This is a genomic window from Clostridium hydrogenum (genome assembly GCF_021432385.1).
Taxonomy (GTDB): Bacteria; Bacillota; Clostridia; order Clostridiales; family Clostridiaceae; genus Clostridium_S; species Clostridium_S hydrogenum.
This window is the reverse complement of sequence record NZ_JAEACT010000003.1, coordinates 695,049-718,147: the sequence shown is the minus strand read 5'-3', so window position 1 is coordinate 718,147 and position 23,099 is coordinate 695,049. Positions and strand designations below refer to the sequence as shown.

Sequence of the window (23,099 nt, the reverse complement as noted above, 5' to 3'; positions counted from 1 at the left end):
GTAAAAAAACATATATAGGGAAATAATAAAATTAGTTCACTATAATATTTTTTAGCTGCTTACAATAATCAAGAAAGGAAAGATTTAATGGATAATAAAAAATTTAATGACCTAAATTTAAATGAGAATGTACTAAAATCAATAGATGATATGGGATTTGAGGAACCATCACAAATTCAAGCGGAGGCTATACCAGTTGTATTAGATGGATATGATATGATAGGTCAGGCTCAAACTGGAACAGGAAAAACACTTGCCTTTGGTGCTCCAGTAATAAGCAAAATAGCAGATCAAGAAAGAGAAGAAAATGTTCAGGCTCTTATATTAACGCCTACAAGAGAACTTGCTATTCAAATAACAGATGAGTTAACTAGAATTTCTAAGTATTCAAAAACAAAAATATTACCTGTATATGGTGGTCAATCAATTGATAGACAGGTAAAAGCACTTAAAAGAGGAGTAAATGTAGTTGTTGGTACTCCAGGAAGAATTAAGGATCACATAACTAGAAGAACTATAAAATTTGATAGAGTTAAATTTTTAGTATTAGATGAAGCGGATGAAATGCTTGATATGGGATTTATAGATGATATTGAAACTATAATAAAAAGTACTAATCCAGAAAGACAAACAATGCTTTTCTCAGCAACAATGCCTCAGCCTATAAAGAGATTAGCTTCTAAATACATGAAAAGTGAAGTTAAACATATTGCAATTGTTAAAAACTCCTTGACTGTAGATAAAATAAAACAATTTTATTTTGAAGTGAAAAATAAAGATAAGTTTGAAACTTTATGCAGAATAATAGATGCAGATGAGCCAGAAAGTTCTATTATATTTTGCAAAACTAAAAAGGGCGTTGATGAACTTGTAGAATCTATGCAGGGAAGAGGATACAATGTTGAAGGTATGCATGGTGATATGAACCAAAATCAAAGAATAAACACTTTGAAAAAGTTTAAATCCAATACTCTTGATTTTTTAGTTGCGACAGATGTAGCTGCTAGAGGAATAGATGTTCATGATATATCACATGTTATAAATTATGATATACCTCAAGATATTGAATCATATGTTCATAGAATAGGAAGAACAGGAAGAGCTAATAAAGAAGGAATAGCATATTCACTTGTAACTCCAAAAGAATATATGATGTTAAAGCAAATCGAGAAGTTTACAAAAAGTAAAATAAAGAGAAAAGATATACCAACAGTAGATGATATATTTGAAACTAAGTATAATAGTATACTTGAAAAAATAACTGATAATATAGAAAAGGCTGATTTTAAGAAGTATGTTCCTTTTGTTGAAAAATTAGATGAGGAATATAATTTAGTTGAAGTATCAGCTGCTTTAATGAAAATGCTTTTTGAAAAAGAAATGAGTTTTGATTATAGTGAAAATTCTTTATCAGGTAGTGGCGATGCAAAGGTTAGATTATTTATTAATGTAGGAAGAAAAGATAGACTAAACGTAAGATCTTTATTAGAATTCATAGATTCATCATCTGGCGTTGAAGGAAATGAAATTGGAGATATAGACATACTTGATAAATTTACATTTGTTGATGTACCAGAAAGATTAGTAAATGTAATAATAAAGGGTGTTACTGGTAAGAAGATAAATGGTCGAAGAGTAAACGTGGAAGTCGCAAGAAATAATAGATAGATTTAATCATATCTAGTATAAAAGAAAGAGCTGTCTTAGATATTAAAAAACTTAAGATAGCTTTTTTGGCGTGGAAAAAAAGTTATCTTATTACAAATTAAGTATAGAAAGGCACTTAATATACATATAAATTCATAAATAGATTCTTTAAGGCAAGATAACCTTTATTTGCACATATTTATTTTTAAAATATTGAACATACTATGGATAAATGGAGGTGACAATTGTTGAAGAATAAAATTATATGTTTTTTTGTGGCTTTTGCGTTACTTGTAAATGCTTTTCCTTTAAGTACCGTTGCAGTGAATAACGGTAAAGGCAAGCAAGTTAAAAGAAGCGAGAAGGAAGAATTTCAAGAATATGTGAAAGAACCACTATTAGATCAAATGAAAAATGTGTTTTTCTCAAAATCCTATAATGGATTAAGTTCCAGAGAATATGAATGGTACTACATGCTTAAAGGAAAAAGCGTAGAAGAGGGGCCTCCAAAAGAAACTTCAAAATTTGTGCCTAAATATGATTGCTATTATATTGGGAATCCATCTGAAAAAACTATATACTTAACGTTTGATGAAGGGTATGAAAAGGGATATACAGGTAAGATTTTAGATGCCTTAAAAAAACATAATGTAAAGGCTTCCTTTTTTGTTGTAAAGCCATATATACTTCACAATCCAGAATTGGTAAAAAGGATGGTTGATGAAGGGCATTTGGTATGTAACCATAGTGCAAGGCATCCATCTATGGCATCTATAGTAGATGAAACTAAATTTAAAAAGGAATTCACAGATGTGGAAGAGGCATTTACTAAAGTTACGGGAAAACAAATGCCAAAGTATTTTAGACCACCAATGGGTAAATATAGTGAATTATCACTTTATTATACAAAGAAACTAGGTTATAAAACCATATTCTGGAGTTTTGCATATCAAGATTGGGAACCATATAGGCAATCTTCACATGAGGCAGCAGAACGTAAAATAATGAGTAAAACAAAGAATGGTTCTGTACTTCTTTTGCACGCAGTTTCTAGGACAAATGCAGAAATACTAGATGATTTGTTAACACATTTTGAAAATCAGGGATATAAAATAAAAAGTTTAGACGAATTAGTGAAGGTGAAACAATAGGATAAGCAATTTAAAAAATTAAGTTTGATAATACCAAATTCATTCTGATAAATTAGAATTTAACTCAGAGTACAAAGTACAAAGTACAGTGAAGGATGATTTTCTCTTCCGCTTTGCTGCAGAAAATCTTAAACTTAACTGTACTCTGTACTCTGTCAGTTGTACTCTGATTTAAGGTCTAGTATAATTATTAGAAATATAATTTACTATTGTTTTTATATCATTATTATTTCCAGATTCATTTAATTCTTGGTTTAATTTAGTATCACACTCAAAGCTACCATCGCTTTTTTGAAAGTAAACATCAGCTATTGGTTTACCTGTTGTGCCTGCGGGAACATGATAAGCATCTCTACAAATAATAATTATGTCTTTTAGACCATCCTTGTTCAAATCTTGAAAGGATACAGCTGCAACATCTACACTATATGGCAGTTCTGCAGTAAAATCATAAATAAAATCTCCATCTTTATCAGTTAAGTAAAATAAGGTAGGTACGTGATTACCACCTAATAATTTTGCTGAAACAAATCGGACATTACCCCAAGAATTTAAATTAACCATAAAGGATTGATTTTTAATAATACTGAAACCATCCATATCACTAGGTTTATATGGCCTAAACTGGAATGTTCCATTTAGTTTTGGATTATTATTAGGTGGATTATTATTAAATTGTATTTTAGCTTCTATATCATTGTTTGAACTAAATATTAATTTCATAGTTCCTTTATCACCGGATTTATCGCTAAATTCGCATTCGGCAGTATTTTTGTTAATTACACCAGATAGCTGACCTAAATCATATTTGTTAGGTAGAGCTGGCGAGCCTACAGTAAATATTCCTGTTATTTTATTATTTGCAATTTTAGTAATGCAAAACGAGGAATTATTATAGATACCATAATCAGCGACATTTTTAATAACCCAAACTTTTTTAGTGTAATTACTATAATCTATTGTTTGACTTTTAGATGTTACTGTATTAGTATTTTCTGATTTATTATCTTCATTTTTGATTGTATTGGATGTTGAAGTTGATTTTTTTGTTTGCTGTACTGCATTTTTTCCATTAGTTTTTCCACAGCCAATCAAAAATAATAAGAACAGCATAGTTACAATAAATATTTTTTTATTCATTTTTTACCTCCAATGACATGGTTATAAGTTTTATCTGTCATAAACCTATTATAACAGATGTGATAACCTTAATTTAGCTAAAAATATTATTTTTTACTTTTTTTTATGATAAAATATTTTTTAATACTAGAAAATAGTTGAAACTTTTTATACCACCTAAGCATCTAATATATGTAAAATCAATGTGCTGCAGCATTTGAAAGAAGGTAAACAATGGATATAGAGACACTAGTTATGAAAAGTAAAAAAGGCGACATTTCAGCATTTATGGGACTTTTAAGAGAAAAAGAACAGCTTATTTATAAAATTTCTTTTACATATACTAAAAATTCCTATGATGCTGAGGATTGCATATCGGAGGCGGCAATAAGGGCATTTGAAAAAATTAAACAACTGAAGAATGTGGACAAATTTTATAGTTGGTACACATCAATTCTTATAAATATATGTAGAAGACATATAAAAAATAAAGTAAATGCTTCGACAGAAGAGGAATTAAATGAGATAAGGGATACATTTTCTTATAAATCTATTGATGACAGGATTATGGTTGAAGGCCTTTTAGGTAAACTTAGAAAAGACGAACGGGACATATTGGCTTTAAGATATTTAAAGGATTATTCAATACAAGAAGTAGCAGATATAATGGACATACCATTAAGTACTGCTAAAACAAAGATATATAGAACTCTAAATTTTTTAAGAAGTAAAAGTGGAGGTATAAGGAATGAATACTAATATTCCAGATGATTTAATGGACAATGTTGAAAGAAGACTTAGAAAGCATGTTAAAGATAAAAGCAAGAAAAAGCATGTGTATAGAGCTGCAGCCGTTATAATTGGTTTTTTAGTAATTTTGCCGGTATCTGCCTTTGCCTATACTCAGTATAATGACAGTATTTTATATAAACAATCTATAGATTTGGCAATTGAGAACAATGATTTTACTAAAGTGAATAAAGTTTTTAAATATAAAAATGTAACCTTCAGTATTAAAGATATTGTTGCAGATACGACAGGTATAGAGGTTATTTATGATGTATCAGATCCAAACTATTCTGTGAATAAAATTGGTTTTGGAGATAAAGACAATAAAAAATTTGATGAAAGTAATTATATGTATCCAGATTCACAATTAACTACCAAAGAAAAATCTTTTTTTATTGGTTTAAATACAACTCAGGCAAACTATGTAAAAAATAATTTGGTAAGCATTGATATTGAATCAATTGCAGCTAATAATTCTAAAGCTTCACAAAGTATAACAGACAGGGTTAAAAAATTAATTTATGGACAAAATAAGACTGCACAAGTTGATTGGACTTTGAAAACAAGGGTTCCTATGAAGGAAACTAAAATAATTCAAGTAAATAAGGAATATGATATAGATATAGGAACCTTAAAGATTAATTCACTTAGGGTAGGATTGTTTTCAAGTATGTTTGATTATAGTTTTGTACCAAAGGATAAAAATATAGCAATGATAAATCCAATGTTTGCTATACGATTAGACAAGGAATATGTAAATAGTTTTTATGGAGATAACTACAGTCCTGGCGGAGGAATGGTTACACTCGATGAGGAGATGGAAAATATTAAAAGTGGAGACGGAAAAGTTGAAGGATTTTTTGGAACACGTGGTTTTAAATCGTTATATTATAAAAAAACTAATCAAATAGGTATAAAATTAGTTGCTATGAATGTATTATATAATTCCAATGATTCAAAGGTATATAAAATAGAAAAAAATAATTTGCCAATGGAATTTAATTATAATGGTGAGAAATTTAAGATAGCTTCAGTTAAAGAAAATAAGGATTCTACAGAATATAATTTAGAATATGAAAAAAATAATAGAAAATATAATCAAATTATAATTGGTTTTCTCGAGAAATCTGTATCTGGTGCTGGTTATAGCGAAGAGTACAAAAGTGGCAAAGTTAGGTTTGAAGATCAAGCGTCTAGAGATAAGTTATATGCTTCAATAATTAAAAAAGTTCCTAATTTAAATGATATTGAAAAATCAGATATAGATTTTACTGATGGAGAGACTAATGTGTTTCAAGATGCCACAATTAGTGAAAAGATAATATTAAATCATAAAGGAACTAGCAGTGAACCACAATTTAAAATTCAAAGTGCATTAAAAAATTTAATTTATGATGAAGATGAAATAGTAATAAATAATCCTTTTAAAAATAATTAGCTGTCACAATGGTAATTATTTAATACTTAACCTAAAATTATTGAGAACCAATTAAACCAGAGTACAAAGTACAGAGTACAGAGTACAACGAAGGATTATTTATCTTTCATTGCGTCAGGTAAATCTTAAACTTAAATGTTATCAGCTTTGCTGAACAACATTAATGATTCGATTGCGTAAGCAATCAAAAAACTAAGTTTTAAGATTTTCTGTAGCTTTGCTACAGAAAATCCACCTTCATTGTGAATTGTGCATTGATTTAATTCACAATATTTATTTTTTTAAAAGTGCGTTTATAACGCCGAGTGCCTTATCTTTTCTTTCAGAACTTGAAATTACTACTAGCATATTATCATTATTCGGAAAATGAAGCTTGTTTAAAACAGTAGAGTTTTTAGCGGAGATTCCATATACGCCTAAGTGTCCAGACGAATTAGTTTTTGTTATAAATTCATAATTATCTTTTGAAAGAGAGGAAAATCCCTTAAGTGACTGCAAGTTATAAAACATACCAGAAGAAAAATTGGTGTCAAAAAATTTTTTGTTTACAATAGCGAAATCTAAGTCCTTTGCACTAATTCTGGCAGCTAATTTTTGAAGAGCATAAGGATTTTGTTGAATAGAATTCTTGTCAATAAATATTGAATCCACACTAATAGAATTCTTTTTATCATTATTTAATATTGTTTTGTTAAGATCTTTTTGGATGAGTGAGCAATAATTTGGATTAATGTAATCTCCAATGTAGCTAATATTATAATAAGCTTTTGGCTTAACAATTTGGCCATGAACGAATGAAGTTATGCCAATAATTAATGCCAGTCCAATAATTATATGAATTTTGTAATAGTCCCAAATATACGATACTTTTTCTTTAAAAGACATCTTTTTTATCATTTCAGTAACTTCAGGGGTTTTCATAAGTTAATCACTTCCTAATTAAGTTATTTGATAGTTTAACTATAAATTTAAATGTTTACATAAGTTATAATAATTATAATAACATAAATAAAAAAAATAGAAAAGTTGTGAAATTGAAATTACAGAGTTATAATTAGGTATATAAAAAAAATAATAATTCCAAATTGAGAGATAGTTTTGTGTAATACAAGGAACTATAACTCGTTAATACTGGTTGTCTTAGCGTGTTATGGTGACGAAGTATTACACAAAACTAGCCGAAAGTTGGACTCGTTATTTTTTTAATATGCCTTAATTATAATATTTGAAAGGGTAAGGTATGCAGCCAATGCGAAAGTAATCTTTTTTAGAAAAACAACATCACAATATTTTAAAATTAAGTACTTTAGTACGTTTTTTTGTGATGCAATAATATTCTAGAGAGGATTGCTGCATACTTTTGTAAGGCAATTCACAATGCACGATGCACAATTCACAATGAAGGAGGATTTACCTTTCTTGCGTCAGGTAAATCTTGAAACTTAAATATTGTCAGTTTTGCTAGACACCATATATGGTGCTGCTCTGTAAGCAATAAAAAAATAAGTTTTAAGATTTTTCTACGCTCGCGTAGAAAAATTATCCTTCATTGTGCATTGTGAACCGTGAATTGTGAATTGATTTGTAGTACATTAAATTGAAGTATCTACTCCTCTCTAAACAAACGGGAGGATTTTTTTTATGCTAAATTTGGAAATAAATAATTTGAAAAAATATTTTGGAGATAGATTAATTTTAGACATAGATAACTTAAAGGTTTATAGCGAAGATAAAATAGGTATAGTTGGAGTAAATGGAGCGGGTAAAAGTACGCTTCTTAACATTCTTTGTGAAAACACGGAAAAAGATGAAGGGTTTATAAAGCATTATGGGAGTTATTCCTATATAAGTCAGCTTGGAGAACCTAATTATAATGTTAATGACAACGAATTATGTAGTAAATTTAATTTGAAGAATAAGACCAATGACAATCTAAGCGGCGGAGAAAAGACAAGATTTAAAATAGCTGAAGCTTTTAGTAAAAAAAGTAGTATTTTATTTGCGGATGAGCCAACTTCAAATTTAGATATATCAGCAGTAAAAATGTTTGAAGAAATGATTTCAAAGTTTAGTGGAGCTGTAATGCTTGTTTCACATGATAGGGAACTTTTAGATAAAGTTTGCAATAAAATACTTGAAATTGAAAATGGAAAAGTTAAATTATATGATGGAAATTATTCAAGTTTTATAGAACAAAGGAAAGCAGAAAGAGAGAGAAAAGAATTTGAATATAGTGAGTATATAAAGGAAAAAGAAAGACTTGAAAAGGCTGCAATTGAAATTGATAGTAAATCTTTGTCAATGAGGAAAGCGCCTAAAAGAATGGGAAATTCCGAGGCTAGGCTTCATAGGAAAATGGGAAATCAAAAGTCAAAGGCAAAATTAGATAAAACTAGAAAAGCTATATATTCAAGAATCGAACACTTAGAGGTGAAAGAAAAGGTTGTAAATGTAGAAAAGACAAATATTGATTTTGAAGCCTTAAACAAGGTACATTCTAAAGTTGCTGTAGCTGGCGAAAATATAAATAAAGCATTTGGGAAAAGAGTAATATTTAATAATGCTGAATTTGAAATATTTAGTGGAACTAAAGTAGCTTTGATGGGAGACAATGGCTCAGGGAAAACAACTTTAATAAAGATGATATTAAATAGTGAAGAAAAAATAAAGCTTTCAAAAGCTATAGATATAGGATATTTTAGTCAGGACTTAAGCATATTGGATGAACATATGACAATGCTCAAGAATGTAATGAGTACTTCTGTTTATAACGAGGATTTTGCAAGGCTAACTTTATCAAGGCTTTTGTTTAAAAGAGAAGATGTATATAAAAAAGTTTCTGTTTTAAGTGGTGGAGAGAGAGTAAAACTTTCTTTTGCAAAAATAATTTTATCAGGAAGCAATATGTTAATATTGGATGAACCAACTAATTATTTAGATTTGTATTCAATTGAAGCCTTAGAAGATGTTTTGACGGATTACAATGGAACGATTTTATTTGTATCTCATGACAGAAAATTTGTAAAGAAGGTTGCAACAGATATACTAACTATAAAAAATCATAAGATATCTACATTTAGAGGAAGTTATGATGAGTATTTAAAATTTATAAGTAAACCTAAAGATATAAATGTTGATATTAAAAACAAAAAAATGATTTTAGAAAATAAGCTATCTGAAATTATAGGAAGGTTATCTATGCCAGGTAAAAAGGATAATATAGAAGAACTTGATAAAGAATATAAGGAGCTTCTAGATAAAATCTCAAAATTAAAAAATGAATATATGAACTAATTTTTTATAATATGCTTAATGTTAAATTTTATGTTGCAATATTTCTAATTTTATTTCTGAAGTCAGTTGGTGTGTTTCCTGTGTATTTTTTAAAAATATGACTGAAGTACAGTGGATTATCATATCCAATCATAGCAGCAATCTCACATACATTATAGTTAGAATCAAGAAGTAGATTTTTAGCTTTTGATAAGCGAGCTTGAATAACGTATTGATTGGGCGTCATTTGAGTAAAATTTTTAAATATTTTTATAAAGTAGTTGTAACTTAAATTATTTTCTAGTGCAAATTTTTCAATATTAATATCCTGCTTATAGTTGCATTGAAAAAATTGTATTGCATTAAAAATTATATCGTTTTTAGAATAGTGTGGCGTATTATGTTCTGAACTATCACGGGACATATTTGCCACAATTTCCTGTAAATATAATTTTGATAAAAGTAAATAATTAGATCGCTTTAGTTGGATTTCTTGAATTATTCTATTAAACAATTCGTTGTATTTATTATTTCTTGCTATTTTATAAAAACCAGTATGCGAGTAACCGGAATTTTCTAATAAAGATAGAGCATTATATCCTGTGAAATGAATCCAATATATTTCGGGATTTTCACAAAGAAAGTAATGATAATTTTGCTCGTGATTTGGAAAGTATATGATAAAGGTTCCTTCTTCTGCAGTTTCAAAAGAATTTCCCAATTTATAATGACCAAGTCCGCTTGCAACATAAAGAATTTGAAAATCTCGACGTCCACATGGGCGTACTGTTTCAAATTTATTTTTTGTTATTAATTTTTGATGTCCTGCACTATTTACAATAATGTCATCGCTATTGTCTTCAATTCCTTCAAAGACCTCTTCTTGATAGTATCCAGTTATATTTAGCATAATAAATACCCCACTAAGATTTGTATATATTTACAGACATTATAGCATTCTTACATTAAAGTGTCTATTGAAGAAATAGTTATTTTCTACATGTATTGCGTTAAAAAGTTTATGTTAATGAACTTAGGCAAACTATATAATTAAGATAAATGTCTTGTGTTAAAAACTTTGTAGAGGTGATATAGATGTTAAATGTAAAAAAATATTGGGAAGATTTAAATATTATGCAAGTAAACCGATTAACTACAAGAGCTTATTATATACCTTATGCTGATGCAGAAACCGCATTTAATAAGAAAAGAGGGGAATCACCTTATTATAAGACTTTAAATGGTAGCTGGAAATTTAAATATTATAAAAGCGTAAAATTAGTAGATGAGGGATTCTATAATGAGGATAGTTATGTAAACGATTGGGATAATCTTATAGTTCCTTTTTGCTGGCAGGTAAATGGTTATGATGAGTGTCAGTATACAAATACAAACTATCCTATACCGTGTGATCCACCATATGTACCAAATGAAAATCCAGCTGGAACTTATGTGAGAGAATTTAATATAGCTGAAAACTGGAAGGGTAAATCAAAATATGTGATGTTTGAGGGGGTAAATTCTTGTTTTTATCTTTGGATTAACGGAGCATTTGTAGGTTATAGTCAGGGTAGCAGGATGCCAGCTGAGTTTGATATTACAAACTACGTTAGAAGTGGAAAAAATAGAATGTCGGTACTAGTACTCAAATGGTGTGATGGAACTTATTTAGAAGATCAAGACTTATGGCGTTTCTCAGGAATATTTAGGGATGTATATTTGCTTGCTAGAGATGAAGCTCATGTTATAGATGTATTTACGAAACAGGAATTGTCAGAAGATTTTGAAGCAGCCTCGTTAAATTGTGAAATAGAAACTGCAGGAAGCTGCAATATAACAGTAGAACTTATGGACAATCAGGGACAAAGGGTTGCAAAGGGCGAGAAGCTTATAGCGGGAAAAGACAATATACAGCTTAACTTTAAAGAAGTTATACTATGGAATGCAGAAAATCCATACTTGTATAAATTATATGTTTACAGCGGAAATGAGGTACTCCTATTTAATATTGGATTTAGGAAAATCGAAGTGTTAGATGGTGTGTTTATTATCAATGGAAGGGCTGTAAAGCTAAAAGGAGTAAATCGCCACGATTCTCATCCAGAACTTGGTCAGACTATTCCTTTAAATCATATGAAGAAAGACCTTATGCTAATGAAACGAAATAATATCAATACCATAAGAACTTCCCATTATCCAAATGATCCACGTTTCCTTAACTTGTGTGATGAATATGGTTTTTATGTGGTAGATGAAGCAGACTTAGAATGCCATGGGGTAAACGATGCAGGCCAATGGAAAGAAGGAGCCTTTCATTTGCTTACGAGAGATCCAAAATGGGAGAAATCTTTTTTGGACAGGGCTCAAAGGCTAGTGGAAAGGGATAAAAATCATCCTTCAGTTATAATATGGTCCATGGGAAATGAATCAGGGTATGATATAAATCATATTGCCATGGCTAAATGGACAAAAAATAGGGATAACTCAAGATTAGTTCATTATGAAGGAGCAGCAGAACAGTATAAAGGCAGCACAGATACAGCCTATCTTGATATGGAAAGCAGAATGTATGCTTCTACTGAATATATAGAAAAGTATGCACAAAATGAAGGTAACAAAAAACCTCTTTTCCTTTGTGAATATTGTCATGCTATGGGAAATGGTCCTGGAGACTTAAAGGATTACTGGAATGTAATATTCAAGTATCCAAAGTTAATGGGAGGTTGTGTTTGGGAATGGTGTGACCACGGAATAAAAACAGAAACACTCGATGGTAAGGAATTCTATGCTTATGGTGGAGACTTTGGTGATAAACCTAATGACGGAAACTTTTGCTTAGACGGTCTAGTATATCCTGACAGAAAAATTCATACGGGGCTTCTTGAATTGAAAAAGGTTATAGCACCTGTGAGAATAGAAGCTGAAGATTTAAAAAAAGGTGCAATAAAGGTTACTAACTTATTTGATTTTATTGATTTATCAGATATAGCATTGAGTTGGAAAATTGAAAAAGATGGGCAAGCCGTTCAGCAGGGAGAAATTACAGAACTTGCTTTAGCACCTCAAGCATCGCAAGTATATGAGTTAGGCTATGAAATTCCAAAAGCATCAGAAAACAGATTTTTTCTTACAATAAGCTGTACTCAAAAGAAGGATACGCTTTGGGCAGAAAAAGGCTATGAGATAACTTTTGAACAGTTTGAGTTACCAGTTGAAAAAATTCATAGTAGCTTGAAAAAATGTGCTTATCCAATAGCTGTAAAAAAGGTAGATAATTTAGTTACTATAGAAGGCTTTGATTTCTGTCATGTATTTGATATCTATGATGGAGCATTTACAAAAATATCTAAGAATTATGTTGATATGATTACTGAGATGCCAAAGTTTAATATATGGCGAGCACCAACAGATAATGATAGAAACATAAAGGATAAATGGATAGCTGAAGGTTATGAAAGAGCAGTTACACATGTTTATGATGTAAAAATCACTAATACTTCAAGTACTTTTGTGGAAATCACTGTGAACTTTTCTCTTGGTGGATATAGTAGGTTTCCAGTTCTTTACGGAGAAGCATTATGGACTGTAGAAGGAACTGGAGAAATATCGCTTAAGATAAAGGCTAAGGTTAGAGATGGAATTGAGTTCCTTCCACGTTTTGGATTACAACTTATAATGCCAAAGGGCACCGAAGAAGTGGAGTATTTTGGTTACGGACCTCATGAAAATTATATAGATAAAAAGCAAAGTGTGAAGAAAGGAAAGTATTTGCTGGCTGTAGATGAAATGTTTGAAAGCTATCTTGTACCTCAAGAAAATGGTTCGAGATGCGGAACAGAGTGGGCTATTATATCCAACAAATTGGGTATGGGGCTTAAGTTTACAGGAAATTCTGAGTTCTCTTTTAATGCAGCACACTATACACCAGAAGATTTAACAGCTGCACAGCATCCATATGAGCTTAACAAGAGAAAAGAAACTGTTGTTAATGTTGATTACAAAATGAGTGGTGTAGGTTCAAATTCTTGTGGACCAGAACTTCTTAACAAATACCGCTTAGAGGAAAAAGAATTTGAATTTAAGTTAAAGATAGCTCCTGTTTTTAAAGAAGAATAATATATGAAAGATGTAAAATTTACAATAAGGAGTTGATCTAAAATGAGGTTGTTTTACACTAAACCAGCAGAAAAGTGGGAAGAAACTTTACCTATAGGTAATGGAAGTCTTGGAGCTATGATTTGGGGAGGAAGTGAAAGAGAACGGTTAGGTCTAAATGAGGAAAGTATATGGTCTGGATATTATCATGATAAAAATAATCATGATGCCATTAAGTATCTTGATAAAGCTCGTCAGATGATAATAAAAGAAGAGTATGAAGAGGCAGAGAAGCTTATTCAAGATAATATGCTAGGCGAATATAATGAAAGCTATTTGCCTTTAGGCGATTTATTATTAGATTTTCACCATTCTAAAGAAGTTTTAAATTATAAAAGGATTTTAGAAATAGATAATTCAATTGCAACTATAACTTATGAAACAGATGGAAAATCATATCGAAGAGAATATTTTGCAAGCTATCCAGCTAAGGCTATATTTATGAAGGTTAGCTCGGATAAATCGGCTATTAATCTTTCTGTTTCTTATGAATCGCAAATACAATATTGTGCTGAATATTCTGAAAGAGGAATTAAAATAAAAGGCAAATGCCCAGAACATGTAGATCCATCATATATTAATGAAGCGGCGAATCCAATTATTCAAGGGCATAGAGGAATGGAATATGAAGCAGAATTGCGAGTATTTTATTCTGATGGAGAAATTATAAAAGAGAAAGACAAACTCAATATTATTAATGCGTCTACTGTAATATTTGCATTTTCTGCGGTGAAGCCAGGGAAGTATGAAGCTGGTTCTATTATGAACTATGAAGCAATTAAAGCTGCACATATAAAGGATTATAGGTCAATATATGATAAGGTGGAACTATACCTTGGAGAACAAAGTAAACTTCCAACTAATGAAAGACTTGAAAATTTACGCAAAGGAAATAAGGATAATGGATTATATGCTCTGTATTTTCAATATGGCCGCTATCTTTTAATTAGTTCTTCAAGGGAGGGGAGCCTTCCAGCTAATTTACAGGGAATATGGAACTGGGAATTGAGAGCTCCCTGGAGTAGCAATTGGACAACAAATATAAATGCAGAAATGAATTATTGGCCTGCTCAAAGTTGTAATTTGCAGGAATGCTTGGAGCCTTATTTTGAGTTTGTAAAAAAGATTTGTGAAGAAGGTAAGAAAACGGCAAAAATTCATTACAATTGTAGAGGCTTTGTACATCATCATAATGCAGATTATTGGTGCAGTACTAATCCCGCTGGTATTGCACATGGAGAGAATAGGGGAAGTAGCAACTCGGTAACATGGTCAATGTGGCCTATGGGAGGTGCATGGCTAACAAGCGAATTATTTAAGCATTATGAATATAATCCTGACAAAAATTTTTTGAAAGATACAGTTTATCCTATATTAAGAGAAGCTTCATTATTTTTTATAGATTGGATTTTTGAGTATGATGGAAAATATGTTACATGTCCATCTACTTCGCCTGAAAATAGATTTAAAACTGAAAATGGTGGAACAAGTTGTGTTGCAATGTCATCAGCTATGGATTTAGAACTTATAAGAGAAGTCTTTGGAAACTTTCAAAAAACTTGTAAAATATTGAACATAGATGATGATATTCTTGATGATATTTATGAAATATTAAAAAAGCTTACTCCATTTAAAATTGGAAGTAAAGGACAACTTTTAGAATGGCATAAGGAGTTTGAAGAAAATGAACCAGGGCATAGACATATTTCACATTTATATGGACTTTTTCCTTCAGAAATATTTGCAGATGATGACAAGTTAGTAGAAGCCTGCCGAAAATCATTAATGCTGCGTTTAGAAAATGGTGGAGGATATACTGGTTGGAGTTGTGCATGGATTGTAAATATGTTTGCCATGTTAGAAGATGGTGAAAATTTATATAAATATTTAAAAACTCTGTTAACACGTTCTACCTATGATAATCTATGGGATGCTCACCCACCTTTTCAGATTGATGGCAATTTTGGTGGTACTGCAGGGATTGCCAACATGCTTGTACAAGACAGAAATGGAAAAATAAAAATATTACCTGCTTTACCAAAGCAATTTGATGAAGGCTATGTTAAAGGCTTGAGGATTAAAAATGGAAAAAGCATTGACATTAAATGGCGTAATGGAAAATTAGAAGATTATATTTTAATTGGAGGCAACGAGCATGAATAAGTATAAAAAAATAAAGTATCAACTATTAGCAAAAGAAATGGTTGAAATTTTAAAGGATAAAGGATATGTAAGCTATTATGCCGAAGACAAAGAAGAAGCTAAAAAGAAAGTTTTGAATTTAATACCAGAAGGGGCGAGCATATCTGTAGGTGGATCAGAAACTCTTGGAGCTATGGGAATGACGGAAGAATTTAGAAGTGAAAAATACAAGTTCTTTGATAGATTTAAGCCTATGTCATATGAGGAATTATATGAGGTTTATAGGCAATCGTTATTATCAGATTATTTTGTTTCAAGTACTAATGCAATAACAAGAAATGGAGAACTTGTTAACACAGATTCGTCAGGAAATAGAGTTGCATCCATGATTATTGGACCTAAAAAAGTAATTATAGTTGCAGGTGCTAATAAAGTTGTAGAAAATTTGGATGAGGCTTTTAGAAGAATAGAAGAAATAGCACCCATGAATGCAACAAGAGTTCATCATAAGGCTCCTTGCACCGAAACTGGCAGATGTATGCATTGTGAATCACAAAGTTCTGTATGTAATTATACAGGAATAATAAGGAATGGTCGTAAAGAAAAAGATAGAATAACAATAATCATGGTTGCAGAAGAGTTAGGGTTTTAAGGGATTAGGGGGGGCTTTTTATGAATCAGTGGCAACAAGATGCTTGGAAATTTATTGAACAAAAAACTTATATAAATAATGAAAGGATAGGAGCAGGTTTTCCGCATTCGGTTAAAAATAAGCATTATGTATTGGAAAGTCCGCAGTGGTGGACAGCAGGATTTTGGCCGGGTATTTTGTGGAGGGTTTATCTTAAAAGCAAAAATGAAAGTTTAAGAATTACGGCAGAAAATTGTGAAGAAAAAATGGATTATTTATTAAATGATGTTGAATTAGTAGATCATGATTTGGGATTTATGTGGACATTAACAAGTGTAGCAAACTATAAAATAACAGGAAATAGCAAATCAAGAAAAAGAGCCTTACTTGCAGCTAATTTGCTCATGGCAAGATTTAATGTAAAAGGAAATTTTATTAGGGCATGGAATCCATGGAATAAAGATGATGATAATAGAGGAGTAGTTATTATGGATTCTATGATGAATCTTCCAATACTATATTGGGCATCAGAAGAAACTGGAGATCCTAGATTTAGAAATTTAGCTGAAGAGCACGCAAAGACAGTACTTAGCAATTTTGTGAGGGAGGATGGTTCGATTTACCATACGGTTATATTTGATCCAGAAACAGGTGAAGTTGTAGAAAAAACTGGTGGACAAGGATTCGATGTTAACAGTGCATGGTCAAGGGGCTGTGCTTGGGCCATCTATGGTTTTACGCTTTCCTATAAGTATACAAAGAATGTTGAAATGCTTAATGCAGCCAAAAAGGTAGCACATTACTTTATGGCTAATATGCAAGGAAAAAAGTATCCTCTTTGGGATTTTAGATTACCAGAGGATGGAAGTATAAAATACCGTTATCCAGATTCTTCAGCGGGAGCGATAGCAGCTTGTGGGCTTTTACTTTTATCAAAATACGTTTCGGAATTTGAGGCAGAACTTTATGCAGATGAAGGAGAAAATATGCTTAAAAATTTGTATCTTGAATGTGCAACAACTGGTGATTTGGAAGAAGAGGGTTTGCTTAAACACGGTACCGGCCATTTTATGCAGCAAAAGAATTTGGATGTTCCATTAATTTATGGAGACTATTTTTTTGTGGAGGGAATTTCAATACTAAATAATGAGAAAATGTTATTTTGGTAATTAGGTGGGAAAATAAATAATAGAAATTTGGCAGTATAGATATACAACTTGGAATGATTTTATGCTTCCTTTAGTTATTTTAACAAAACCAGAACAAGAAACCTTACCACTTGTTCAATATGTATTTCAATCACAATTTAGTACGGATTATAATTTAGCATTTGCATCATATATTCTTGCGCTATTACCGTTAGTTGTAATTTATGTATTTGCACAAAAGTGGATTATAGCAGGTGTTACTAAAGGAGCAATTAAGCAATAAGAGGAGATTGATATAATGAAAAAAAGTTGGTGGAAAGAAAGCGTTGTGTATCAAATTTATCCAAGAAGTTTTAAAGACAGTAATGGTGATGGTATTGGAGATTTACAAGGTATAATTGCTGAACTTGATTACCTTAAAAAACTTGGCGTTGGTATAATATGGCTATCTCCTATTTATAAATCACCTAATGATGACAATGGATATGATATAAGTGATTATAAGGATATAATGAAGGAATTTGGTACTATGGAAGATTTTCAACTTTTATTAGAGGAGGCGCATAAGAGAAACCTAAAAATAGTAATGGACTTAGTCGTAAATCACACCTCCGATGAACATAAATGGTTTAAAGAAAGTAGAAAATCAAAGAATAATAAATATAGAGATTATTATATTTGGAGAAATGGTAAAAATGGTGGACCGCCTAACAATTGGGGTTCTTACTTTAGCGGCTCTGCTTGGGAATATGATAAAAATACAGATATGTATTATCTTCATTTATTTTCTAAAAAGCAGACAGATTTAAATTGGGAAAACCCTGAAGTTAGAAAAGAAGTTTTTGACATGATGAAGTGGTGGCTTGATAAAGGAATAGATGGTTTTAGAATGGATGTTATAAGTTTAATAGCAAAGGACATTGAAGATGGTGATGACAAGCCTAATTCAAATGAAGTGAATATAAATTCAGCAAGGGTTCATAGATATTTGAAAGATATGAATAGTGAAGTTTTAAGTCACTACGATATTATGACAGTTGGTGAAACACCCGGTGTAAATCCTTACGAGGCTTTAAAATTTGTTGGAGAAAATAGAAATGAACTTAATATGGTATTTCAATTTGAACATGTAGGTATAGGCGATGGAGAAGAAGGAAAATGGGGGAAAAGTGAATTCAGCTTAAAAGAATTTAAAAGAATAATGTCAAAGTGGGAAAATGTACTTGAGGAAGAAGGCTGGAATAGTTTGTACTTAAGTAATCATGATCAACCAAGATCAGTTTCAAGATTTGGTAATGATACAGAGTATAGGGTAGAGTCAGCAAAAATGCTTGCTACATGTATCCATATGATGAAGGGGACGCCTTATATTTACCAAGGAGAAGAACTTGGAATGACAAATGTTAAATTTGAAAATATATACGATTATAGAGACATTGAAACAATTAACGCATATAGGGATTATGTCGGAAGTGGTAGGAAGAGTAAAGAAGAAATGATGGAGGCAATTTATAAAAGAGGAAGAGATAATGCTAGAACACCATTTCAATGGGATGACTCGTCTAATGCTGGATTTACAAAAGGAATACCGTGGATAAAGGTAAATTCTAATTATAAAAGCATCAATGCAAAGATAGAAATAGGGGATGAAGCTTCTGTGTTTAATTACTATAGAAAGCTTATAGCTTTGAGAAAAAAGCATGAAATTATAGCTTACGGAAAATATGAGCTTATTCTTGAAGAGGATGAAAATATATATGCATATTTAAGAAAATTAAATAATGAAACTTTGCTTGTAATGTGTAATTTTAGTGATAAAAGCCCTCAATTTGATTTGCCAGAGGATATAAAATATAACAAAAATGAGCTACTTATTTCAAATTATAATGTTGATTCTTATGAAATTGAGAAAATTAAATTAAGACCATATGAAGCTAGGGTGTATTTGATTAATAATATGTGAGAAATAAACTACAGAGAAATTGCTGTGCATTAAGAAATTAGTGCACAGCCTATTTTATTACTTCAATATTTGCAAGATTTAAAAAAATATATAACAAGAAATAGTAGTTTATGCAAAGCAAAGAAAAGTGTTAATAATACCTAAATTAAAAGTGGCGCGGATTGCATTGGAATCGGCAGTGATTTGAAGCAGATAAATTATAATTATCACGTTGAAATAATATTCAGCGTGATTTTTCAATGCGCCTAGCATTAGAGCCAATATAATGGTGAAAGTTTATTTTAGCCATTGTATTAATAAATAGCTTGTATTAAAATAAACAATGGAAAATTATGAATTTATTTTATAGATTAAAAATAAAATACATTGAAACTTAAAAGTATATCAAAACAGCAAATGAAAAGGAAGCGAATATAATAATGAGTTCTCAAAATCGTAACGTAGATATGTGTAACGGCCCGTTGTTCAAGAAGATATTTATCTTCGCTTTGCCAATTATGGCGATGTATATATTGCAGCTGATGTTCAATACAGCTGATATGGTGGTGGTAGGACATTTTTCTGGCCGTAAGGCATTAGCGGCAGTTGGAGCAACAGGTTCACTTATTAACCTTATCATAACTTTATTTATGGGGTTATCAGTAGGTACGACTGTTGTTGTAGCCAGGGATTGTGGTGCAGAGCGTAAAGCTGATATAAGTAGATCTGTTCATACCTCTATAGCCATTAGCATTATTGGTGGATTGATTGTCATGGTTATGGGTATCATACTTTGTAAGCCACTCCTTAAGCTAATGGGTACTCCAGCGGATATTATCGGGCTGTCTACAATATACATGAAAATCTACTTTATCAGTACGCCTGCGAACATGGTATACAATTTTGCAGCGGCTATCTTACGTGCTGTAGGTGATAGCCGTCGTCCTATGTACTATCTTATCATTGCTGGCACAATACATGTAATATTTAATCTCTTTTTTGTAATTGTACTAAATATGGGGGTAGCTGGTGTGGCATCTGCTACAGTAATTTCAGAATATATCTCGGTGGTGCTTATTATGATGTGCCTATGCAGATATGAGGGAGCTGTACGTTTTATACCACGTAAAATGTGTATTGATAAGCATAAGCTAAAAGACATTGTGAGAATTGGTTTGCCAGCAGGAATGCAGGGATTATTGTTCTCTATTTCAAATGTACTAATCCAATCAGCGGTTAATTCTTTTGGATCTATTATGGTTGCTTCTAGTGCGGCTGCAAGCAATGTTGAAAACTATATGGGTACGACAATGAATGCCTATTATAATGCAGCAATTTCTTTTACTGGACAGAATATGGGAGCAAAGAAATATAATCGAATTGATACTATTGCAAAAGTGTGTACAGCATTAATTTTTGCCACATGGATTATTTTGGGTGGTGTAACAGTAATTTTTTCAAAACAGCTGCTTGGGATTTTTACATCTGATCCAGAGGTTATTAAGCTTGGCATTTTGCGTATTAAAGTCATGATGGTTGCATACTTCACCTGCGGCATGATGAACGTGTATCCAGGACTGACACGTGCCATGGGTTATTCTATATCACCTATGATTTCTACACTAGTAGGTGCTTGTCTTATGCGAATTATTTGGCTAGCTACAATTTTTAACTGGTATCATACAGAGGTTGTGCTTTTTGCATGTTACCCTGTTACTTGGGCATTGGCTGGAATTGGACAGGTAGGCATTTTCTTTTATGCTAGAGCTAAGCTTCGCAAGGGTAATGTTACGAAGGGTGAGAGTGCAGATATATAAAGGGTTACAGTGATCCCAAATAAATAGAATATGATTAAATATTGAGAAATAAGCCAATGCTATTAAAAGGATCATTGGCTTATGCTATAATAAATGTAATGGTAGTTTTGTAAGCAGGGATATCTTATTAAGGATGAAGTTTTTAAGGAAGCTATGTTTTAAATAAGTGTGAAAATCAACACTTATTTAAAACATAGCCCAATAAATATATTATTATAGTTTTTATGGCGAGTAAATGGAAAGGAGAAGATGAGATGGCAGTATACTTAAATACTAATAAGCCTTTAGAAAATTATAAAAACCTATACAGAAGCAAATATTTTGTGGATAAATCTTTACTTATTGAGAAGTTAAGTGAAGTTATAGAAACTTCTGATAAGTATGTATGTGTAACTAGACCAAGAAGATTTGGTAAATCTAGTGCCCTTAATATGGTAGGAGCGTATTATTCTAAGGCAGTAGATTCAAAAGAAATTTTTGATACACTCAATATAAGCAAATCAGAAACTTATATTGAACATTTAAATAAGTATAATGTGATAAATATATCCTTCAATGAAATACCTGATAATATGAAAACTTATGAAGAGTATATAAATAATATAATAAATGAATTAAAAAAAGAGTTAGTAGACTCCTTTGATATAAAAGATATATGTAATAGCGACAGTCTTAAGAGGATCATTGAAAAATCTCAGGAAAAATTTATTTTTGTTTTAGATGAGTGGGATTATATCTTCACTAACAATCTTTTTCTAGAAAATCAAAATAATTTTTTGGAGTTTTTGAGAAATCTTTTAAAGGATCAGTCTTATGTAGCTTTAGTATATATGACAGGTGTTCTTCCTATAAAGAAGTATTCTAGTGGTTCGGCACTTAATATGTTTGATGAGTTTACATTTTTAAAAGATAGAACCTTTGATGAGTATTTTGGATTTACGGAAGATGAAGTTAAGATGCTTTGTAATAAAAATAAAAATATTAGTTTTAAGGAATTAGAAAGTTGGTATAATGGCTATTTAACTGCAAAAGGAGTTAAAGTATATAATCCAAGATCAGTAGTAAAAGCACTTCAAAATAACTATTGTGAAAGTTATTGGACTAATACTGGTGCTATGGACGAAGTAGCAGAGTATCTTAAATACAATACTCTAGAAATTAGAGATGATGTTATAGAAATGGTATCAGGTGAGGAAATTGATATTATAATAGATGAGGAATTTAGAGCCGGGCAAGGAGTGCCGAGAACTAAAGAAGAAATATATTCCGCTATGATAGTACTTGGTTTTTTATCCTATTATGATGGATATTTAAAAATACCTAACAAGGAACTTATGAAGGAATTTGAAAAGGCATTAAAGGATAAATCCTTTGGTTATGTTTCTGAGATATTAGAAAGCTCGAAAAGAATGCTAAAAGCAACAGTTAATGGGGATACAAAAACTGTGGAAGAGATACTGCATGATGTCCACAACTCAGAAATACCAATACTTCAGTATAATGATGAAAACAGTTTATCATGTGTGTTAACTTTGGCGTATCTTTCTGCTAGAGATACCTATAGAATAGAAAGAGAAGAAAAAACGGGAAAAGGATACGCGGATTTTGCTTTTCACCCTAGAAGAAAGAATGATACTGCTTTTATAGTTGAACTTAAGAAGGATGAAATTCCAGAGGTGGCAATAAATCAAATAAGAAAAAAAGAATATGTAGAAAAGTTTAGAAAAGAGAATGAGGATAAGAAGATATTAGCAGTAGCAATATGTTATGACTCAAAGAGAAAAGAACATAGTTGTAAAATTGAAGAAATATAGAAGTTATTAGATAGGCTGATTTAGTCTATCTAT

At 30.9% G+C, this 23,099-nt stretch carries 15 protein-coding genes and 1 pseudogene; 13 read left to right on the top strand and 3 right to left on the bottom strand.

The annotated features are described in order from the left end of the window. Positions 1–87: 87 nt before the first annotated feature. Both CUEA01_RS16450 and pdaA read left to right on the top strand, forming a co-directional pair. Entirely contained in the window at positions 88–1,668 is a 1,581-nt protein-coding gene (locus CUEA01_RS16450; RefSeq protein WP_234122799.1) for a DEAD/DEAH box helicase, read from the top strand. Between the two features lie 227 nt (positions 1,669–1,895). Next, entirely contained in the window at positions 1,896–2,798 is a 903-nt protein-coding gene (pdaA, locus tag CUEA01_RS16445) for a delta-lactam-biosynthetic de-N-acetylase (RefSeq protein WP_234122797.1), read from the top strand. A gap of 171 nt (positions 2,799–2,969) precedes the next feature. Here the strand turns inward: pdaA and CUEA01_RS16440 are convergent, their stop codons facing one another. Next, complete coding sequence (locus CUEA01_RS16440) at positions 2,970–3,938, bottom strand: hypothetical protein (RefSeq protein ID WP_234122795.1); 969 nt, start codon at positions 3,936–3,938, stop codon at positions 2,970–2,972. A gap of 213 nt (positions 3,939–4,151) precedes the next feature. On the opposite strand from CUEA01_RS16440, the gene CUEA01_RS16435 reads away from it, so the two are divergent. Together CUEA01_RS16435 and CUEA01_RS16430 are read left to right on the top strand one after the other, a co-directional pair. Next, positions 4,152–4,676, top strand: coding sequence for a sigma-70 family RNA polymerase sigma factor (locus CUEA01_RS16435; RefSeq protein ID WP_234122793.1), 525 nt, complete (start codon positions 4,152–4,154; stop codon positions 4,674–4,676). After that, positions 4,666–6,144 carry a DUF4179 domain-containing protein gene (locus CUEA01_RS16430; protein WP_234122791.1) on the top strand — a complete coding sequence of 493 codons (1,479 nt, stop codon included), beginning with the start codon at positions 4,666–4,668 and terminating at the stop codon, positions 6,142–6,144. The genes CUEA01_RS16435 and CUEA01_RS16430 overlap by 11 nt, the downstream gene beginning before the upstream one ends. 273 nt (positions 6,145–6,417) lie before the next feature. On the opposite strand, the gene CUEA01_RS16425 is transcribed toward CUEA01_RS16430, so the two are convergent. Continuing rightward, entirely contained in the window at positions 6,418–7,065 is a 648-nt protein-coding gene (locus tag CUEA01_RS16425) for a hypothetical protein (protein WP_234122789.1), read from the bottom strand. A gap of 720 nt (positions 7,066–7,785) precedes the next feature. Between CUEA01_RS16425 and abc-f the strand changes: the two genes are divergently transcribed. Beyond that, a complete protein-coding gene (abc-f, locus tag CUEA01_RS16420) occupies positions 7,786–9,438 on the top strand; it encodes a ribosomal protection-like ABC-F family protein (protein ID WP_234122788.1) in 1,653 nt (550 codons plus the stop codon). A 28-nt stretch (positions 9,439–9,466) separates the two neighbouring features. Here abc-f and CUEA01_RS16415 read toward each other — a convergent pair whose 3' ends face one another. Then, entirely contained in the window at positions 9,467–10,327 is an 861-nt protein-coding gene (locus tag CUEA01_RS16415) for an AraC family transcriptional regulator (protein WP_234122787.1), read from the bottom strand. Positions 10,328–10,512: 185 nt separating this feature from the next. On the opposite strand from CUEA01_RS16415, the gene CUEA01_RS16410 reads away from it, so the two are divergent. The 8 genes and pseudogenes from CUEA01_RS16410 (at position 10,513) to CUEA01_RS16375 (ending at position 23,066) form a co-directional block, all read left to right on the top strand. Continuing rightward, positions 10,513–13,533 carry a glycoside hydrolase family 2 TIM barrel-domain containing protein gene (locus CUEA01_RS16410; RefSeq protein WP_234122786.1) on the top strand — a complete coding sequence of 1,007 codons (3,021 nt, stop codon included), beginning with the start codon at positions 10,513–10,515 and terminating at the stop codon, positions 13,531–13,533. A 42-nt stretch (positions 13,534–13,575) separates the two neighbouring features. After that, entirely contained in the window at positions 13,576–15,735 is a 2,160-nt protein-coding gene (locus tag CUEA01_RS16405) for a glycoside hydrolase family 95 protein (RefSeq protein ID WP_234122784.1), read from the top strand. Next, positions 15,728–16,366, top strand: coding sequence for a lactate utilization protein (locus CUEA01_RS16400; RefSeq protein ID WP_234122782.1), 639 nt, complete (start codon positions 15,728–15,730; stop codon positions 16,364–16,366). The genes CUEA01_RS16405 and CUEA01_RS16400 overlap by 8 nt, the downstream gene beginning before the upstream one ends. A gap of 20 nt (positions 16,367–16,386) precedes the next feature. Then, positions 16,387–17,514 (top strand): glycoside hydrolase family 88 protein, encoded by a 1,128-nt coding sequence (locus CUEA01_RS16395; protein ID WP_234122780.1) that lies wholly within the window; start codon positions 16,387–16,389, stop codon positions 17,512–17,514. A gap of 49 nt (positions 17,515–17,563) precedes the next feature. Then, positions 17,564–17,776 (top strand): annotated as a pseudogene (locus CUEA01_RS16390) (carbohydrate ABC transporter permease); the annotation flags it as partial. A 15-nt stretch (positions 17,777–17,791) separates the two neighbouring features. After that, a complete protein-coding gene (locus CUEA01_RS16385; protein WP_234122778.1) occupies positions 17,792–19,456 on the top strand; it encodes a glycoside hydrolase family 13 protein in 1,665 nt (554 codons plus the stop codon). A gap of 419 nt (positions 19,457–19,875) precedes the next feature. After that, positions 19,876–21,252: an MATE family efflux transporter gene (locus CUEA01_RS16380; RefSeq protein ID WP_234122776.1), complete on the top strand. Its 1,377-nt coding sequence runs from the start codon at positions 19,876–19,878 to the stop codon at positions 21,250–21,252. Positions 21,253–21,506: 254 nt separating this feature from the next. Then, positions 21,507–23,066, top strand: coding sequence for an AAA family ATPase (locus tag CUEA01_RS16375; RefSeq protein ID WP_234122775.1), 1,560 nt, complete (start codon positions 21,507–21,509; stop codon positions 23,064–23,066). Positions 23,067–23,099 lie beyond the last annotated feature (33 nt).

Coding starts and splice junctions, on each gene's coding strand:
- CUEA01_RS16435 (WP_234122793.1), top strand. CDS start 4,152: ATGGATATAGAGACACTAGTTATGAAAAGTAAAAAAGGCGACATTTCA.
- CUEA01_RS16450 (WP_234122799.1), top strand. CDS start 88: ATGGATAATAAAAAATTTAATGACCTAAATTTAAATGAGAATGTACTA.
- CUEA01_RS16425 (WP_234122789.1), bottom strand. CDS start 7,065: ATGAAAACCCCTGAAGTTACTGAAATGATAAAAAAGATGTCTTTTAAA.
- CUEA01_RS16385 (WP_234122778.1), top strand. CDS start 17,792: ATGAAAAAAAGTTGGTGGAAAGAAAGCGTTGTGTATCAAATTTATCCA.
- CUEA01_RS16400 (WP_234122782.1), top strand. CDS start 15,728: ATGAATAAGTATAAAAAAATAAAGTATCAACTATTAGCAAAAGAAATG.
- CUEA01_RS16380 (WP_234122776.1), top strand. CDS start 19,876: ATGAGTTCTCAAAATCGTAACGTAGATATGTGTAACGGCCCGTTGTTC.
- CUEA01_RS16375 (WP_234122775.1), top strand. CDS start 21,507: ATGGCAGTATACTTAAATACTAATAAGCCTTTAGAAAATTATAAAAAC.
- abc-f (WP_234122788.1), top strand. CDS start 7,786: ATGCTAAATTTGGAAATAAATAATTTGAAAAAATATTTTGGAGATAGA.
- CUEA01_RS16415 (WP_234122787.1), bottom strand. CDS start 10,327: ATGCTAAATATAACTGGATACTATCAAGAAGAGGTCTTTGAAGGAATT.
- CUEA01_RS16430 (WP_234122791.1), top strand. CDS start 4,666: ATGAATACTAATATTCCAGATGATTTAATGGACAATGTTGAAAGAAGA.
- CUEA01_RS16440 (WP_234122795.1), bottom strand. CDS start 3,938: ATGAATAAAAAAATATTTATTGTAACTATGCTGTTCTTATTATTTTTG.
- CUEA01_RS16410 (WP_234122786.1), top strand. CDS start 10,513: ATGTTAAATGTAAAAAAATATTGGGAAGATTTAAATATTATGCAAGTA.
- CUEA01_RS16405 (WP_234122784.1), top strand. CDS start 13,576: ATGAGGTTGTTTTACACTAAACCAGCAGAAAAGTGGGAAGAAACTTTA.
- CUEA01_RS16395 (WP_234122780.1), top strand. CDS start 16,387: ATGAATCAGTGGCAACAAGATGCTTGGAAATTTATTGAACAAAAAACT.